This is a genomic window from Streptomyces sp. NPDC056224, from assembly GCF_042267665.1.
Taxonomy (GTDB): domain Bacteria; phylum Actinomycetota; class Actinomycetes; order Streptomycetales; family Streptomycetaceae; genus Streptomyces.
This window is the reverse complement of sequence record NZ_JBHJTK010000001.1, coordinates 277,588-291,620: the sequence shown is the minus strand read 5'-3', so window position 1 is coordinate 291,620 and position 14,033 is coordinate 277,588. Positions and strand designations below refer to the sequence as shown.

Below are 14,033 nucleotides of genomic sequence, written 5' to 3'. Positions count from 1 at the left end.
GCCGTCCGCGTTCAGATCTCGATGACGATCTTGCCCGACGTGTGGCCGCCCTGGCTCAGCTCGAAGGCCGCGGCCAGCTCCGACAGCGGGAAGGTCCGCGCGATGGGCACCGTGAGCTGTCCGCTGTCCACAAGACGGCCCAATGCCTCCAGGTCGCTGCCGACCGGGCGGACCCACATCCACTCGCCGCCCGAGCCGGTGACGGTGGGATCGGCGATGGAGGCGTGACGGCCGTCGTCGTGCAGCACTTCGCGGGTGACGTCGAGCACCCCGCCCACGAAGTCGGCGGCGACCGTGACGCCGTCGGGGGCCAGGGCCAGCACCCGGCCCGCGAGTCCGTCGCCGTATTCGACGGGCTCGGCTCCGAGCGACCGGACGCGGTCGTGGTTGCGGGCGGAGGCGGTGCCGATGACCCGGGCCCCGAGCGCGCGGGCGATCTGGACGCCGAAGGAGCCGACGCCGCCGGCGGCGCCGTGGATGAGGACGGTGTCGCCCTTGCCGGTGCCGAGCCGGGTGAGCACCTGGTAGGCGGTCTGGCCGGCCAGCGGGAGCCCGGCGGCCTCGGCCCAGCCGAGCGAGGCGGGCTTGTGTGCGAGGGACCGTGCGGGCACGGTGACGAACTCGGCGCAGGTCCCGCCGTGCACGTAGTCCTTTCGGGCGTTGGCCATGACCTCGTCGCCCTCGGCGAACTCCGGAGTGTCGATTCCGACCCGCTCGACGGTGCCGGAGACGTCCCAACAGGGAACCACCGGATAGACGATGTCCATCAGGCCGTCGAGTCCGCCCGCCATGACCTTCCAGTCGACGGGGTTGACACCGGCGTACTTCACCCGGACGAGGACCTCGCCGGGAGCGACCTTCGGCAGCGGCAGCCGGGTCTCGGTGAGCACCTCCGTCCCGCCGTACCTCTCGTAGGCAATCGCTCGCATGGTGTTGTCCTGCGCCATCTACCCGACCTCTCCGTGAGCTGCTGGACCCGCCCCGGGCCCATCCCACCACGTGCGCCGCGCCCGCCCCGAGAAGCAGGGCGGACGCGGTGCGGCGAAGCCTCAGCGGGAGCGGTGCGCGGCGATGATCTCGGCGTAGCGGCGGCCGCTGGACTTCACCGTGCGGCGCTGGCTGGTGTAGTCGACGTGGACCAGGCCGAAGCGCTTGTCGTAGCCGTAGGCCCATTCGAAGTTGTCCAGCAGCGACCAGGCGTAGTAGCCGGCCACCGGGGCGCCGCGGCGGGCCGCGCGGGCGCAGGCCGCCAGGTGGGCGGTGAGGTAGGCGGTGCGCTCGGGGTCGTGGACGCTGCCGTCGGGGGCCACGGTGTCGGGGTACGAGGAGCCGTTCTCCGTGATGTGGACGCGCTGGGCCCCGTACTCCTCGTACAGACGCATGATCAGCGACTCGAGGCCGCCGGCGTCGACCTCCCAGTCCATGGCGGTGCGCGGGACGCCGGGCCGCTCGATCTGGCGGGCGAACGGCGCGGGGCCGGCCGGATCGTCGGTGACGACCTGCGGGAAGTAGTAGTTGAGGCCGGTCCAGTCGAGGGGGGCGGCGATGGCGGTGAGGTCGCCGGGGCGTTCGGGCAGGTCCACGCCGTAGACCTCGCGCATGTCGGCGGGGAAGCCGCGGCCGTGGACGGGGTCCAGCCACCAGCGGTTGACGTGGCCGTCCATGCGGCGGGCGGCGGCCTGGTCGGCCTCGCTGCCGGTGGCCGGTTCGACGGTGGAGAGGTTGTTGACGATGCCGATCCGGGCGCCGGGGGCGGCGGCGCGGACGGCCTGGGTGGCCAGGCCGTGGCCGAGCAGCAGGTGGTAGGAGGCCCGCACGGCGGCGGTGAGGTCGGTCAGGCCGGGGGCCATCCTGCCCTCCAGGTGGCCGATCCACGCCGAGCACAGCGGCTCGTTCAGCGTGGCCCACTGGGTGACGCGGTCGCCGAGGCGTCCGGCCACGAGGCCTGCGTACAGGGCGAAGCGCTCGGCGGTGGCGCGCTCGGGCCAGCCCCCGCGGTCCTGGAGGGCCTGGGGCAGGTCCCAGTGGTAGAGGGTGACGTTGGGTTCGATGCCCGCGGCGAGCAGGGCGTCGATCAGCCGGTCGTAGAAGTCGAGGCCCTTGGTGTTGGCGGGGCCGTCGCCGCCGGGCACGACGCGCGGCCAGGCGACGGAGAGCCGGTAGGCGTTGGTGCCGAGCTGCCGCATCAGGCCGATGTCGCCGCGCCAGCGGTGGTAGTGGTCGCAGGCCGTGTCGCCGGTGTGACCGCCGTCGATGGCGCCGGGGACGCGGGTGAAGGTGTCCCAGATGGAGGGGGACCGGCCGTCCTCGTCGACCGCGCCCTCGATCTGGTAGGCGGAGGTCGCGGTGCCCCAGGCGAAGTCGCGGGGCAGGGCGGCGAGGTCGAGGGCACGGTCGGCGGCGGGAAGGCTTCCCGGAAGGGTCATTTGACGGCTCCTGCCGTGAGTCCGGCCACCAAGTACTTCTGCAGCAGCAGGAATCCGGCGACGACGGGGATGCTGACGACGAGCGAGGCGGCCATGATCTGGTTCCAGTACACGTCGTTCTGCGTGGAGTAGCCCTGCAGTCCGATCGCCAGGGTGCGGGTGGTGTCGTTCGTCATGACGGACGCGAAGAGCACTTCGCCCCACGCGGTCATGAAGGCGTACACGGCGACGGCGACGATCCCGGGCACGGCGGCCGGGAGCACGACCCGCAGCAGTGCGCCGAGCGGGCCGCAGCCGTCGACCGTGGCCGCTTCGTCGAGGTCGCGGGGCACCGCGTCGAAGTACCCGATGAGCATCCAGATGGAGAAGGGCAGCGAGAAGGTGAGGTAGGCGAGGATCAGCCCGCCCCGGGAGCCGTACAGGGCCACGCCGGTGCTGTTGCCGATGTTCACGAAGATCAGGAACAGCGGGAGGAGGAAGAGGATCCCCGGGAACATCTGGGTGGACAGCACGGTGACGGTGAAGAGGCGCTTGCCACGGAAGCGGTAGCGGCTGACGGCGTACGCCGCGAGGACGGCGACGACCACGGAGCAGACGGTGGCGGCCCCGGCCACGATCAGGGAGTTCACGAAGTACTCGGCGAGCGGGACGGTGTGCCAGATGTCGATGTAGGGGCGGACGGTGAGCCCGCGCGGGATCCACCGGAACCGGCCCGCCACGTCCGCCAGCGGCTTGAGCGAGCTGGTGACCATCACGTAGACGGGCAGCAGGACGAAGCCGCCGAGCAGGGTCAGGAAGACGGCCCGGACGACCCGGAAGGACAGGGGCGGGTCGAGCGGACTGCGGGGCCTAGCGGGCATCGTCGTCCCTCCGTCCGCGTGTGGTGACGAGCAGGTATCCGGCGGTGACCAGGAGGAGGAAGAGCAGCAGGAGGACGGACATGGCGGAGCCGGTGCCGAAGTTCCAGGTGACGAAGGACGACTGGTAGATGTGCACGGAGATCAGGTCGGCGGCCTCGGGAGCCGCCTTTCCGAACAGGACGAACGGCGTGTTGAAGTCGTTGAACGTCCACAGGAACAGCACCAGGACCAGTACCTGGTTGACCGCGCCGAGCGAGGGCAGGGTGATCCGGCGGATCTGCTGCCAGACGCCGGCGCCGTCCAGTGCCGCGGCCTCGTAGAGGTCGCCCGGGATGTTCTGGAGGGCGGCCGTCACGACGAGGAAGGCGAACGGCCAGCCCTTCCACACCGAGACGGTCAGCAGGGCCCAGAAGCTGTTGTCGCCGATGAGCCAGAAGGTGTGCCCGGCGCCGCCGAGGCCGAGCTGGTCGTGGAGGACGTGGTTCACCAGGCCGTTGTCCCGCTGGAACATGAAGACCCAGGTGATGACGGCCGCGTAGACGGGCAGGGCGTACGGGACGAGGAAGAGCGCCCGCAGGACGCCGCGGCCGCGGAAGTGCGCTTGTGTGAACACGGCGGCGGCGGTTCCCAGCAGCCAGCACAGGCCCACGGAGAGCAGGGTGAACAGGCAGGTGGTGAGGAAGGAGCCGAGGAGGGCCGCGCCGACGGGGCGGTTGACGTCGACGGCGAGTTCGTAGTTCCCGAAGCCCGTCCAAGGAGCGCGGGCCCAGTCGCGGATGAAGAACTGGGTGAGCTCCCGGAAGCTCATCAGGATGCCCATCACCATCGGGACGAGGTGGATGAGCAGTTCCAGGAGGAGGGCGGGCAGGAGCAGGAGGTAGGGCAGGGCGGTGCGGCGCAGGCGGCCCGTACGGCGTCCGCGGACGGCGGCGGGGCGCGGCCGCCCGGCGGCGCCGGCTCCCGCCCGGGCGTCGGCTCGGGTGTCGGGCCCGGCGTCGGGGCCGGTGTCGGGTGGCATCGTGGTGGGCGCGGGGGTCATCCGGCCGGGCTCAGTTCGGCATCTGCTGCTGGGCCTTGGTGAGCTTCGCCTTGACCGATTCGGTGGTCACCGGGCGGCCGGCCGCGGCGTCGGCGAAGAGTTCCTTGATCGCGGTGCCGACGGTGGTCTCGAACTGCGACTCCTCGGGGACCTGCGGGAGCGGGGCGGCGCTGGTGGCGAGGGTGTCGCGGAGCACGGTGAGGTCCTCGGCGGCGAAGGCCGGGTCGCTCTGGGCAGCCCTGACCGGCGGGATGGAGCCGTAGGCCTTGTTGAGGATCTTCTGCTCCTCGTCCCCGGTCATGAACTTCACGAACTTCAGGGCGCCGTCGATGTTGTCGGTGTTCTTGAAGACGGCCAGGTTGATGCCCGCGACCATGGAGTTGGTGTTCCTGCCGGTACCGGGGGCGCCACCGGCAGGGACGGGGACGGGGGCCACACCCCAGTCGCCCTCCTTCATGCCGTGTGCCGTGAAGCTGCTGGCCGCGCTCTGCCACAGGACCATGGCCGTCCTGCCGCCGGCGAAGTCCTGGAGCGACTGGTTCTTGTCGTACTCGGCGTTGCCGGGCGCGATGATCTTCTCCTTGGCCATCAGGTCGACGTACTGCTTGACGGCCTCGACGTTGGCGGGGGTGTCGAAGGAGGGCTTGCCGGCGGCGTCGAAGAAGTCGGCCCCGTGCTGCCTGGAGAGCACGAAGGCCTGGTGGATGTTGTTGGAGGGGTTCGAACCCTCGGCCCCCAGGGCCCACTTGCCGTCCTTGGACAGCTTCCGGCCGGTGGTGACCATCTCGTCCCAGGTGGCCGGGGGCTTCTCGATGCCCGCTTCCCGGAACATCTTCTTGTTGTAATAGAGCGCGTAGGACATGGAGTAGAGCGGGACGGCGGCCGGGTCCTTGCCGGCGGCTCCGGCCGAGCCGATCGCGGACTCGACGAAGCGGTCCTTGCCGCCGATCGCCTCGAAGTTCGCGGTGTCCCAGGGCAGCAGGGCGCCGGTCGCCTGGAGGGAGGAGGACCAGGTGTTGCCGATGTTGAGGACGTCCGGGCCCTGCCCGGAGGCGGTGGCGGCGAGGATCCGGTTCAGCAGGTCCGGCCAGGGGACGACTTCGAGCTTCACCTTGATGCCGGTCCGCTGCTCGAACTTCTTCAGCTCCGGTCCGAGCGTGGCCTGGTCCGCCGCGATGTCCGGGCCCTGGTTCGACGCCCAGTAGGTGAGCTCCCCGGGGGCGGTGTTGGATGCGCCCCCGCTGTCCGTGGATCCGCCGCCGCAGGCGGTGGCGGTGAGGAGGGCGACGGTGACGGCGGCAGCGGCAGCGGCTCTGGTTCTGCGCATGGCGGCTCGGTCCCTTTCGGCGGGGTCGCGGGCAACGGGAAGGCCGACGCGGGGCGCTCCGTCCAGGCCTTAATTCAGGACGTGAGTTAAGCCTCGGGAAAGGGTCGCGTCAAGGGATCGCGCAAGGGTATGTTGCGAGCGATGTCACTGCGGAAGGGGCCGGATGACCACGGGGCGTAGCGGGCGAACGGTGCGGGACCTGCGGCGGGGCAACCGGAGCGCCGTTCTCCAACGGCTTTACTTCGGCGGGCCGATGAGCCGCCAGGAGCTGGGGCCCGCCACCGGGCTGAGCTCCGGATCCGTCAGCAACGTCGTCGGCGAACTCGTCGCGGACGGGCTGCTGGAGGAGGCCGGTGTGGTCGACTCGGACGGCGGCCGGCCCCGCACCCTGCTGCGCGTGGCGCCCGGCAGTGCCCACATGATCGGCGTCGACGTCGGCGAGACCCGGGTCCGCGTCGAGCTGTTCGATCTGGCCCTGACCGAACTGGCCCGCAGCGAACTCCCGTTGCTGCCGCGCGGCTGCTACGACGTCGGCCCGATCGTCGACCACGTCGAGCAGGGCATCGCCGCCGTGCTCGCCGAGGCCGGTGTCGGGACGGGGCGGCTGCTGGGCGTGGGCGTCGGAGTGCCGGGCATCGTGGACCGCGGGGCGCCGGGCGGGGCCGTGGTGCACGGCCAGACCATCGGCTGGGACGGGGTCCCGCTGGAGGAGCTGCTGCGCGCAACCGGAGCCCTGCCGGCGGAAGTCCCGTACATCATCGACAACGGCGCGCGGACCCTCGGCCAGGCGGAGATGTGGTTCGGCGCGGGGCGCGGCGCCCGGGACGCGGTCGTCGTGCTGTTCGGCTCGGGCGTCGGCGCGAGCCTGATCACCGACGGCTCGCCGGACGGCGGGACGACGCAGGGGACCCCGCTGGAGTGGGGCCATCTGACGGTCTGCGTACGCGGCCGGCGCTGCCGGTGCGGGGCGCTGGGCTGTCTGGAGGCGTACACGGGAGCCGAATCCCTGCTGGCCCGCTGGGCCGAGCGGGGCGGCGGCCCGGTGGACTGCGTGGACGAGGAGGAGGCCCTGGCGGCCCTGCTGACGGCGGCCGGTTCGGGGGACCCGGTGGCCGGGGACGTCCTGGAGGAGACCGCGGAGTACCTGGGCGCGGGACTGTCGGACCTGATCAACCTGTTCCGGCCGGAACGGATCCTGATCGGCGGCTGGGCGGGCCTGATGCTGGGCCCCCGCATCCTCCCGGCGGTACGGGAGCACGCGGCCCGGTACTCCCTGCGCCATCCGGCGGGCCGGGTCACCGTGGGCCTGGGTTCCCTGGGCCCGGACGCCGTCACGGTCGGCGCGGCCACCCTCCCCCTCTCGGAGTTCTTCGCGTCGGGCGGCCGCCGCGCGGCCCCGGCCGCCCACACCGAACCCCCTGGCTGGCGCACGGCCCTGGAGGTCCGCAAGCCGTGAGGAACGGGGCCGGGGCCGGCCCCGCCGGTCACTCGTACTCCGTGCCGCCCTTCCGGGTCAGGTACGCCGGGCTCACCGCCTTGCCGATCGCGCGTCCGCCGACGACCGGGCTGTACCGCTCCACCGCCGGCCGGATCACGACGCCCTCGCGCAGGTGCAGCCCGCGCCCGGACACGGTCTCGCGGCCGCTCGCCAGCTCCAGCACCGTGTCGAGGTCGTACGGCCCCTCGTACAGCCGCGGCACCAGCGGCAGCTCGCCCTCCAGCAGGACGGCGGCCGGGTCCAGCCACCGCACCTGCCCGTCGATCTCCGCGGAGACGTCGAAGACGGCGTATCCGGGCGGCGCCCCGGCGGCGCGCACGTCCGTCCCGTAGCCGAGGTCCTGGACGCCCGCGCCGTACACCTCGCCGAAGATGCCGACCCGGCTCGCGCCGAGCCGGGCGGCCAGTACGGCCGCGACGGCCGGCACTCCGTGCCCGCGCACGGCCCGCCAGTAGACGTTGCGCTCGTCCTCGCTCAGCGCGAGCCCCTTCGAGCCGTAGCCCTTGGAGGAGACGAGGGCCCGCCCGCCCTCGACGACGTATGTGAACAGGCAGGCGGTGCCGTGCAGTTTCTCCGTCAGGACGACCGGCTCACCGGGCTCGAACAGGTGCGGATAGCGCTGGAGGTTCTCGACGTCCACCCACGGCATCAGGTCCGGGGCGGACTCGACGTCGCCGTTCATCGTCGTCGGCACGGGCGGCGTCCACTTGGTGATGCCGAGCGACTCAGCGAAGTCCGTGCCCTCCTTGGCCGCCAGCACCAGATCGACGTCGGCGAGCGCGCGCGGCCGGCACACCAGTCCCTGCGAGAGCTCGCCGCGCAGCCGGACCGCCTTGACCCGGTCGGCGGAGCTTCCGGCCAGCCGCCCGGTCAGGCCGAGCTCCTCGATCAGGCCCGGCGGCAGGACAGCCTGCTCCGGTATGTACAGGGCGAACTCGCCCGTGCGGTAGGCGCCCTTGGCGACCACGGCGCGGTACAGGCCGACTTGGGCCAGCTCCAGCGCATCGGCGTTCGGGTGCTCGTGGACGGTCAGCTCTTCGACGGTGACCCGCAAGGTGGACATGGGTGCACTCCTCGGACGTGGCAGTGGTGATGGACGCGGCCGTGGCCGACGCCCACTCTCCCTCCCGCCATTTCCGCTGGTCCAGCACTTATCGGGGTGTTAGCCTGCCGCGCCCCCGAGGACCGCCGGCCGCGGGAGGGTCAGCCGCCGACGGGGAACGCCGTCCGCGTGGCGGGCCCGTAGACACCGGGCTGGTCGCCCCTGATGTCCCGGTCGCGCTGGAGCTGGGCGACACCGCGCCGGGTCTGGCTGTCGTAGACACCGGTCGTGGCGACGTACGTGAAACCCTGCCCGAACAGCGCCTCCTGAAGGGCACGCACCTCGGAACCGTTGTCCCCCATGCGCAGCGTGCTGGAGGAGGTCTGCCCGGCCGGGGCGCTCGCCGACGGCCCCGTCTTCGACGACCCCGGGGAGGCCGGCGCCGAAGCCGAAGCGGAGGCCGAAGCGGAGGCCGAGGGCTTCGCGGACCGTACGGACACGGCCGGCGTCGGGCTGCCGTCCGGGCTGCGCGCCGGCAGCGCCGGTAGGGACAGCCCGAGCGGCGCCTCGGCCCGCGCGCGGGGCTCCGCCTCGTCGGGCCCGCTCAGCAGGTACACCAGACCACCGGCCGATGCGAGCGCGAGCAGGACGAGGGCCGCCGCCGGAAGCCGGCGGCGCTCGCGGTCGCGGCCGTCGCCGCCGTCGCCGCCGTCATGCCCGGCCGGGCGGTGTGAACGGGGCGCGGCGGGGACGGCGTCGTGGGCGGCGGCCGCCGCCTCCTCCTGGCGCGGATCGAACGCGTGGAACGACAGCGGTGTGGGGCCGGTCTGCGGCCAGGCGGGCGTCGTCGGTCCGGACGCGCCGTCCGCGGGCACGACGTACGGGCGTATGAAAGGGCCGTCGTCGGGGACGAACCCGCTCGCGTCGGGGTGGTGGGACACGGTGGCCGGTCAGGCTCTGCGGCGCCGTGCGACACCGCGTGCACCGAGCGCGGGAGAACCACCGGTCGTGGCCGGGTGGAGCGAGGAGCGAACCGATAGGGACATCTTGGAATCTCCGAGTGCAGCTCATGCGGTGGTTCTTGATCGGGCGCACTCTGTCCCCCATGCGCACCCCGGGTCAAGCCTGATGTCCGAACTATCCCTTCGGTCCGCTATCCCGGCGGCGGACCGGCGCACCGGCGGCGGACGGGCAGCGGACAGGCAGCGGACCGACTCACCGGCGGCCGACCCACGTGACCCGGACGGTCCCCGCGGCCAGGAGCACCAGGGCGGCTCCGCCGAGCGGGGCGGAGCCGGGGCCGCGACGCGTCGACCACGGCGTGGGGCGGTACTCCGTACGGGCTGACCGGCTGCGGTGCGCGGCGCGCCGGGGTCGCGCCTCTCCCCGTCGCCCGCAGTGCCGTTCCCACCCCCGCCCGCCCCGGTGGTTCCCGGCCCGGGCGCCGGATCGTGCCGGGCCGGCGGATCGATTCCGCTTCCGGCCAGCCGTCACCCGGACGCGTGAGACGGGGCCCGGGGCGGCCCGGGCGTACGGCAAGGTGGTCCGATGCAGTTACGCCGGGCCGTGCCCCTCTCCCTCCTCGCGCTCCTCGCGAGCGCCGGCTGTGTCTCCGTCGGCCCGCAGCAGTCGGCTCCGGCTCCCGCGCGCGGTTCCGTGCCGCCCGCCGGCGCGCCGGACGTGCCACCGCCCGTGCCGCTGCCCCTGGGAGAGCTGCCCCCGGCCGCCGCGGACGTCACCGGCCCGAGTCCCGACCCGGCAACGGCTCCGGACTCGGATTCGGACTCCGGCCCGGAAACGTCGCCCGCCCGGCCACGGGCCAAGGCGTCGCGGCCGGCGGCCGGGCGGCCGCGCGCCGCCAAGCCCACGGTGCCCCATCCTCGGCGGGGGCCCGTCCCGCCACCGCGCATGGACAAGATGTGCGCGGCCGCGGAGGGCTCCGTACCGCCGTCCATCGTCGATCTGTGCCTACGCCAGTACGGTCGCTGACCACTGCGGTGCGAGGCTTGACCCTCCCCCCGTGTCAGGGCCTGCACTGGAAGGCGTCATGTTCACCATCGGAGACTTCGCCAAGCACGGCCGGGTGTCGGTCCGCATGCTGCGTCACTACGACGCCCTCGGACTGCTGCGCCCGGCCCGCGTCGACCCTTTCACCGGCTACCGCTTCTACGAGGCCGGGCAGCTCGCCCGCCTCAACCGTGTCATCGCGCTCAAGGAACTCGGCTTCAGCCTCGACCAGGTGGGGACGATCCTCGACGAGCGGGTGGGTACGGAGGAGATGCGCGGCATGCTGCGGCTGCGCCAGGCGGAACTGGAGACCGCCATGGCCGCCGCGGCGGCCCGGCTGGTCCAGGTCGAGACGAGGCTCCGGACCATCGAGAGCGAGGGTTCCATGCCTGCCGACGACATCGTCGTGAAGAGTCTCCCGCCCGTCCGGCTCGCCGAGCTTGCCGGGATCGCGGAGAGCTACGAGCCGCAGGACATCACTCCTGTCATCGGCCCGCTGTACGAGGAGCTGTGCCGCCGCATCGAGGAGGCCGGGGTGGTCCCGGCCGGTCCCGGCCTCGCCTACTACGAGGACGCCCCCGGCGTGGAGCCCGGCTCCGCGGTCCTGGTCCACGCCGGGCTGCCGGTGGCGGCCCCGGTCCGCGCCGAGGACCTCGGGGGCGGGGTACAGATCGTCACGCTGCCGGCGGTGGAGCGGGCGGCGACGGTGGTGCACCGGGGCTCGATGGACGGGGTGCTGCCCACGGCCCAGGCCCTGGCCCGCTGGATCGACGCGCACGGCCACCGCTCGGCCGGGTACGCGCGCGAGCTGACCCTCGCCTGCCCGGAGGACCCGGACCAGTGGGTCACCGAACTCCAGGAGCCCCTCACCACGGCGTCCTGACGCCTCAGGCGCGGCGGCCACAGACGTGGGCGCAGCGCCTGGCCGTGTCCCGGCGGGCGGTGCGCAGCCGGTGCGCGGTCGTGCGGCCGCGGCGCCGCCATTCCCCGCGGGGGAGGGCGGCCCGCTGGCCGCCGCTCGCGATCAGGGCGTTGACCGGGGTCATCGGGTCGGCGGCCATCGCCTTGGCGAACAGGACGCCGACGACGAGCGGCACCAGGGCCACGGCCAGGGCCGTGCCGGCGGTGGTCACGTGCTGCATGTGCGGGCGGAGCGTGGCGGTGCGCGGGGCCTCGGAGGTCATGGCCCCATTCGACCAGCGGCGGCGCGGCCGGGAATCGGGGCGGATACTCAGGCCGTTGGGCCTCAGGTACTCAGCTACTCAGACGGACGGGTGGGGTGATGGGTGATGGAGTCATCGGGGCAGGGCTTCGAGGCCGCGACAGGCGACGGTCTTGACGCACCTGACGTTTCCGGAGCGTCCGCTGCCCGGCGGGCGGCGGAGGTGCGCACGGCCTACGAGGGGCTGCTCCAGATCCGTCGTCTGGTCAACGGCCAGGCGGGCGCGGCGGTTCCCGCGCCGTGGGAAGTCCGCCGGCTGCCGCACGCGGTGGCCCTCGCCCTGGAGGCGGCGGGAATCGCACCGTCGGCGCTGGACGCGGAGGGGCGGCGTATGCGGACGGGCTACCGGGTGGCCGCCGGAGCGAAGCCCGGGCGGGTGGAGGTGACCTGGCCCGGTCCCCCGGGCGGCGGCGCGGCCGAGGAGGAGCAGGAACGGCTGAAGGCCTGTGCGGCCGTGCTGGAACGGCTGGGGTGGGTGTGCCTGCTGTACCGGGGCGCCCGCAGGCGCCGCTTCCTGGAGGTGGAGCCCCCGCGCTGAGGTAATCCGGTGGCCGTCGCCGTGCCGCACGGGGAGACTCGCCCGATGAGCATGCTCGAAGCGGTGGCGGACCGCATCGGCCGGGGCGAGACCGTGGACTTCCGGCCGGCCGGCGGATCCATGGCGCCCCTGGTCCACAGCCGGCAGACCGTGCGGGTGGCACCGGCCGACCCGGCGCTGGTCGAGGTCGGCGACATCGTCCTGGCCAGCGTCAGCGGCGGGGTGTGCCTGCACCTGGTGTCGGCCGTGGACGTGCCCCGTCGGCGCGTGCGGATCAGCAACAACCACGGCCACGTGAACGGCTGGACCGGCCACGACCGGGTGTTCGGCATCTGCCTGTCCGTGGACGGCGTCCCGCGCGCGGGCGCGACCGGGAAGGTACGCCGTCCCGCCGTCGGGCCCGTCGCGCTGGCCACCCCCCGCCTCGACCTGCTCCCGCTGAGCCCCGCGCACGCCGACGAGATGGCCCTCGTCCTGGCCGACCCCGCCCTGCACGCCTTCATCGGCGGCGCACCGCTGTCGCCCGGCGGGCTCCGCGCCCGCTACGAGCGGTTGGCGGCCGGCTCCCCCGACCCCGAGGTCGTCTGGGCCAACTGGGTACTGCGGCTGCGCGAGCGGGGGCGCCTGGTCGGCACCGTCCAGGCCACGATCGCCCCGGGCCGTGACCGGGCCGAACTGGCGTGGACCGTCGGCACCGCATGGCAGCGCCGGGGTTTCGCCGCGGAGGCCGCCCGGGCGCTCGCCGCCTGGCTGACGGAACTCCCGATCGGCACTCTCGTCGCGCACGTGCACCCCGACCACGCCGCCTCGGCGGCGGTCGCCGCGGCCTGTGGTCTGCGCGCGACCCCCTGCCGTCAGGGCGGCGAGGTCCGCTGGCAGTCCGTCGGCGGGGACGGCCCGCGCTCGGGGTGAGCGGGACGACGTCCACCGTGCGCGTCGGGAAGGGCCGTTTCAGGCGTAGCGGGCGGCGAGCGCCGCGGCCGTGTCCGCGAGGGCCGAACGCAGCGCGGGCGGGCCGAGGACCTCGGCCTCCGTGCCCAGCCTGAGCAGGTCGCCGACCGCGACGGCCTCGGACTCCACCGGGAGACGGACCCGTACCCAGCCCTCCGCGTCGGCCGGACCGGCGTCGGCGAGCGCCCGTGCGCCCGCCGCACCGAACTGCATCGGCAGCAGCCGCTGCCCGCGGGGCGAGAGGCGCAGCTCGGCGCTCTGCTGGTGGAGCGCGGCGCCCAGGCGGCGGGTGGATTCCCGCCAGTACGCGGCGAGTTCGAATCCGGCGGGCCGTTCGAAGGCGTCGGCCGAGGCGTCCACCGTGAGGAACCGGGAGACCCGGTACGTCCGGACGGAGGCCGCGGGACCCTCTGCGTTCGGGGCGTTCTCGGAGCTCTCGGAGCTCTCGGAGCTCTCGGAGCTCTCGGAATGCCCGGCCCGGGCCACGAGGTACCAGATCCCGCCCTTGAGGACGAGGCCGAGCGGATGGAGTTCGCGGTGCACCTCGCCGCCCCAGCGGCGGTAGTGGGTGCGCAGGACCCGCTGGTCCCAGACGGCCTCGGCGATCCGCGCGAGGTGCGGGACGGGGTCGGCGTCGCGGAACCAGGCGGGCGCGTCGAGGTGGAAGCGGTCCTGGATCAGCCTCGCCCGGCCGGCGAGCGCGGCGGGGAGCGCGGCCTGGAGCTTCAGCTGGGCGGCGGCCAGCTCGGCGCCGAGGCCGAGTTCCCGCGCGGGACCGGGGACTCCTGCGAGGAAGAGGGAGCCGGCCTGGACGTCGGTGAGGCCGGTGAGGCGCGTGCGGTAGCCGTCCGCCAGCCGGAACCCGCCGGCCGGACCGCGGTCGGCGAGGACGGGGACTCCGGAGGTGCCGAGCGCCTCGACGTCCCGGTAGACGGTCCGGACGGACACCTCCAGCTCGGCGGCGAGCTCGGGCGCGGTCATCCGGCCGCGGTTCTGCAGCAGCAGGAGCAGGGAGAGGAGCCGGTCGGCACGCATGGCACTCATTGTCGCCGTACCTGACAGGAGATGTCAGGTACGACTGCCAGCCTGGGGCCACAGACCGACGAACGGCCCGGACGGGAAC

At 73.6% G+C, this 14,033-nt stretch carries 14 protein-coding genes; 5 read left to right on the top strand and 9 right to left on the bottom strand.

Annotation, left to right across the window (positions count from 1 at the left end; genetic code table 11):
* Positions 1 to 11 precede the first annotated feature (11 nt).
* The 5 genes from ACFCZ1_RS01340 to ACFCZ1_RS01320 form a co-directional block, all read right to left on the bottom strand.
* On the bottom strand, positions 12 to 929 hold the full coding sequence (locus ACFCZ1_RS01340) for an NADP-dependent oxidoreductase (protein ID WP_376676246.1): 918 nt from the start codon (positions 927 to 929) through the stop codon (positions 12 to 14).
* A gap of 120 nt (positions 930 to 1,049) precedes the next feature.
* On the bottom strand, positions 1,050 to 2,426 hold the full coding sequence (locus ACFCZ1_RS01335) for a GH1 family beta-glucosidase (RefSeq protein ID WP_376676245.1): 1,377 nt from the start codon (positions 2,424 to 2,426) through the stop codon (positions 1,050 to 1,052).
* The gene (locus tag ACFCZ1_RS01330) at positions 2,423 to 3,286 is read right to left on the bottom strand and encodes a carbohydrate ABC transporter permease (RefSeq protein ID WP_376676244.1); all 864 of its coding nucleotides are present in this window, start codon (positions 3,284 to 3,286) and stop codon (positions 2,423 to 2,425) included. Before ACFCZ1_RS01330 ends, ACFCZ1_RS01335 begins: the two co-directional genes overlap by 4 nt.
* A complete protein-coding gene (locus tag ACFCZ1_RS01325; protein ID WP_376676755.1) occupies positions 3,276 to 4,304 on the bottom strand; it encodes a carbohydrate ABC transporter permease in 1,029 nt (342 codons plus the stop codon). Before ACFCZ1_RS01325 ends, ACFCZ1_RS01330 begins: the two co-directional genes overlap by 11 nt.
* Positions 4,305 to 4,335: 31 nt before the next feature.
* Positions 4,336 to 5,652: an ABC transporter substrate-binding protein gene (locus ACFCZ1_RS01320; protein ID WP_376676243.1), complete on the bottom strand. Its 1,317-nt coding sequence runs from the start codon at positions 5,650 to 5,652 to the stop codon at positions 4,336 to 4,338.
* Positions 5,653 to 5,815: 163 nt separating this feature from the next.
* Between ACFCZ1_RS01320 and ACFCZ1_RS01315 the strand changes: the two genes are divergently transcribed.
* Entirely contained in the window at positions 5,816 to 7,108 is a 1,293-nt protein-coding gene (locus tag ACFCZ1_RS01315) for an ROK family protein (protein ID WP_376676242.1), read from the top strand.
* Positions 7,109 to 7,136: 28 nt separating this feature from the next.
* Here the strand turns inward: ACFCZ1_RS01315 and ACFCZ1_RS01310 are convergent, their stop codons facing one another.
* Together ACFCZ1_RS01310 and ACFCZ1_RS01305 are read right to left on the bottom strand one after the other, a co-directional pair.
* Positions 7,137 to 8,213: an RNA ligase (ATP) gene (locus tag ACFCZ1_RS01310; RefSeq protein ID WP_376676241.1), complete on the bottom strand. Its 1,077-nt coding sequence runs from the start codon at positions 8,211 to 8,213 to the stop codon at positions 7,137 to 7,139.
* A gap of 140 nt (positions 8,214 to 8,353) precedes the next feature.
* Positions 8,354 to 9,133, bottom strand: coding sequence for a peptidoglycan-binding protein (locus ACFCZ1_RS01305; RefSeq protein WP_376676240.1), 780 nt, complete (start codon positions 9,131 to 9,133; stop codon positions 8,354 to 8,356).
* 607 nt (positions 9,134 to 9,740) lie between these two features.
* On the opposite strand from ACFCZ1_RS01305, the gene ACFCZ1_RS01300 reads away from it, so the two are divergent.
* Entirely contained in the window at positions 9,741 to 10,181 is a 441-nt protein-coding gene (locus ACFCZ1_RS01300) for a hypothetical protein (protein WP_376676239.1), read from the top strand.
* A 58-nt stretch (positions 10,182 to 10,239) separates the two neighbouring features.
* Positions 10,240 to 11,082 (top strand): MerR family transcriptional regulator, encoded by an 843-nt coding sequence (locus ACFCZ1_RS01295; RefSeq protein WP_376676754.1) that lies wholly within the window; start codon positions 10,240 to 10,242, stop codon positions 11,080 to 11,082.
* Between the two features lie 4 nt (positions 11,083 to 11,086).
* Here ACFCZ1_RS01295 and ACFCZ1_RS01290 read toward each other — a convergent pair whose 3' ends face one another.
* The gene (locus ACFCZ1_RS01290; protein WP_376676238.1) at positions 11,087 to 11,383 is read right to left on the bottom strand and encodes a hypothetical protein; all 297 of its coding nucleotides are present in this window, start codon (positions 11,381 to 11,383) and stop codon (positions 11,087 to 11,089) included.
* A 105-nt stretch (positions 11,384 to 11,488) separates the two neighbouring features.
* On the opposite strand from ACFCZ1_RS01290, the gene ACFCZ1_RS01285 reads away from it, so the two are divergent.
* Both ACFCZ1_RS01285 and ACFCZ1_RS01280 read left to right on the top strand, forming a co-directional pair.
* Positions 11,489 to 11,959, top strand: coding sequence for a hypothetical protein (locus ACFCZ1_RS01285; RefSeq protein ID WP_376676237.1), 471 nt, complete (start codon positions 11,489 to 11,491; stop codon positions 11,957 to 11,959).
* A gap of 408 nt (positions 11,960 to 12,367) precedes the next feature.
* Positions 12,368 to 12,871, top strand: a complete 504-nt coding sequence (locus ACFCZ1_RS01280) for a GNAT family N-acetyltransferase (protein WP_376676753.1) — start codon at positions 12,368 to 12,370, stop codon at positions 12,869 to 12,871.
* Positions 12,872 to 12,910: 39 nt separating this feature from the next.
* On the opposite strand, the gene ACFCZ1_RS01275 is transcribed toward ACFCZ1_RS01280, so the two are convergent.
* Positions 12,911 to 13,945, bottom strand: coding sequence for a helix-turn-helix transcriptional regulator (locus tag ACFCZ1_RS01275; protein ID WP_376676236.1), 1,035 nt, complete (start codon positions 13,943 to 13,945; stop codon positions 12,911 to 12,913).
* Positions 13,946 to 14,033 lie beyond the last annotated feature (88 nt).

Excerpts from the sequence above, each read along its gene's own strand:
- ACFCZ1_RS01340 (WP_376676246.1), bottom strand. The coding sequence starts at position 929 with ATGCGAGCGATTGCCTACGAGAGGTACGGCGGGACGGAGGTGCTCACC.
- ACFCZ1_RS01335 (WP_376676245.1), bottom strand. The coding sequence starts at position 2,426 with ATGACCCTTCCGGGAAGCCTTCCCGCCGCCGACCGTGCCCTCGACCTC.
- ACFCZ1_RS01330 (WP_376676244.1), bottom strand. The coding sequence starts at position 3,286 with ATGCCCGCTAGGCCCCGCAGTCCGCTCGACCCGCCCCTGTCCTTCCGG.
- ACFCZ1_RS01325 (WP_376676755.1), bottom strand. The coding sequence starts at position 4,304 with ATGCCACCCGACACCGGCCCCGACGCCGGGCCCGACACCCGAGCCGAC.
- ACFCZ1_RS01320 (WP_376676243.1), bottom strand. The coding sequence starts at position 5,652 with ATGCGCAGAACCAGAGCCGCTGCCGCTGCCGCCGTCACCGTCGCCCTC.
- ACFCZ1_RS01315 (WP_376676242.1), top strand. The coding sequence starts at position 5,816 with ATGACCACGGGGCGTAGCGGGCGAACGGTGCGGGACCTGCGGCGGGGC.
- ACFCZ1_RS01310 (WP_376676241.1), bottom strand. The coding sequence starts at position 8,213 with ATGTCCACCTTGCGGGTCACCGTCGAAGAGCTGACCGTCCACGAGCAC.
- ACFCZ1_RS01300 (WP_376676239.1), top strand. The coding sequence starts at position 9,741 with ATGCAGTTACGCCGGGCCGTGCCCCTCTCCCTCCTCGCGCTCCTCGCG.
- ACFCZ1_RS01295 (WP_376676754.1), top strand. The coding sequence starts at position 10,240 with ATGTTCACCATCGGAGACTTCGCCAAGCACGGCCGGGTGTCGGTCCGC.
- ACFCZ1_RS01290 (WP_376676238.1), bottom strand. The coding sequence starts at position 11,383 with ATGACCTCCGAGGCCCCGCGCACCGCCACGCTCCGCCCGCACATGCAG.
- ACFCZ1_RS01285 (WP_376676237.1), top strand. The coding sequence starts at position 11,489 with ATGGAGTCATCGGGGCAGGGCTTCGAGGCCGCGACAGGCGACGGTCTT.
- ACFCZ1_RS01275 (WP_376676236.1), bottom strand. The coding sequence starts at position 13,945 with ATGCGTGCCGACCGGCTCCTCTCCCTGCTCCTGCTGCTGCAGAACCGC.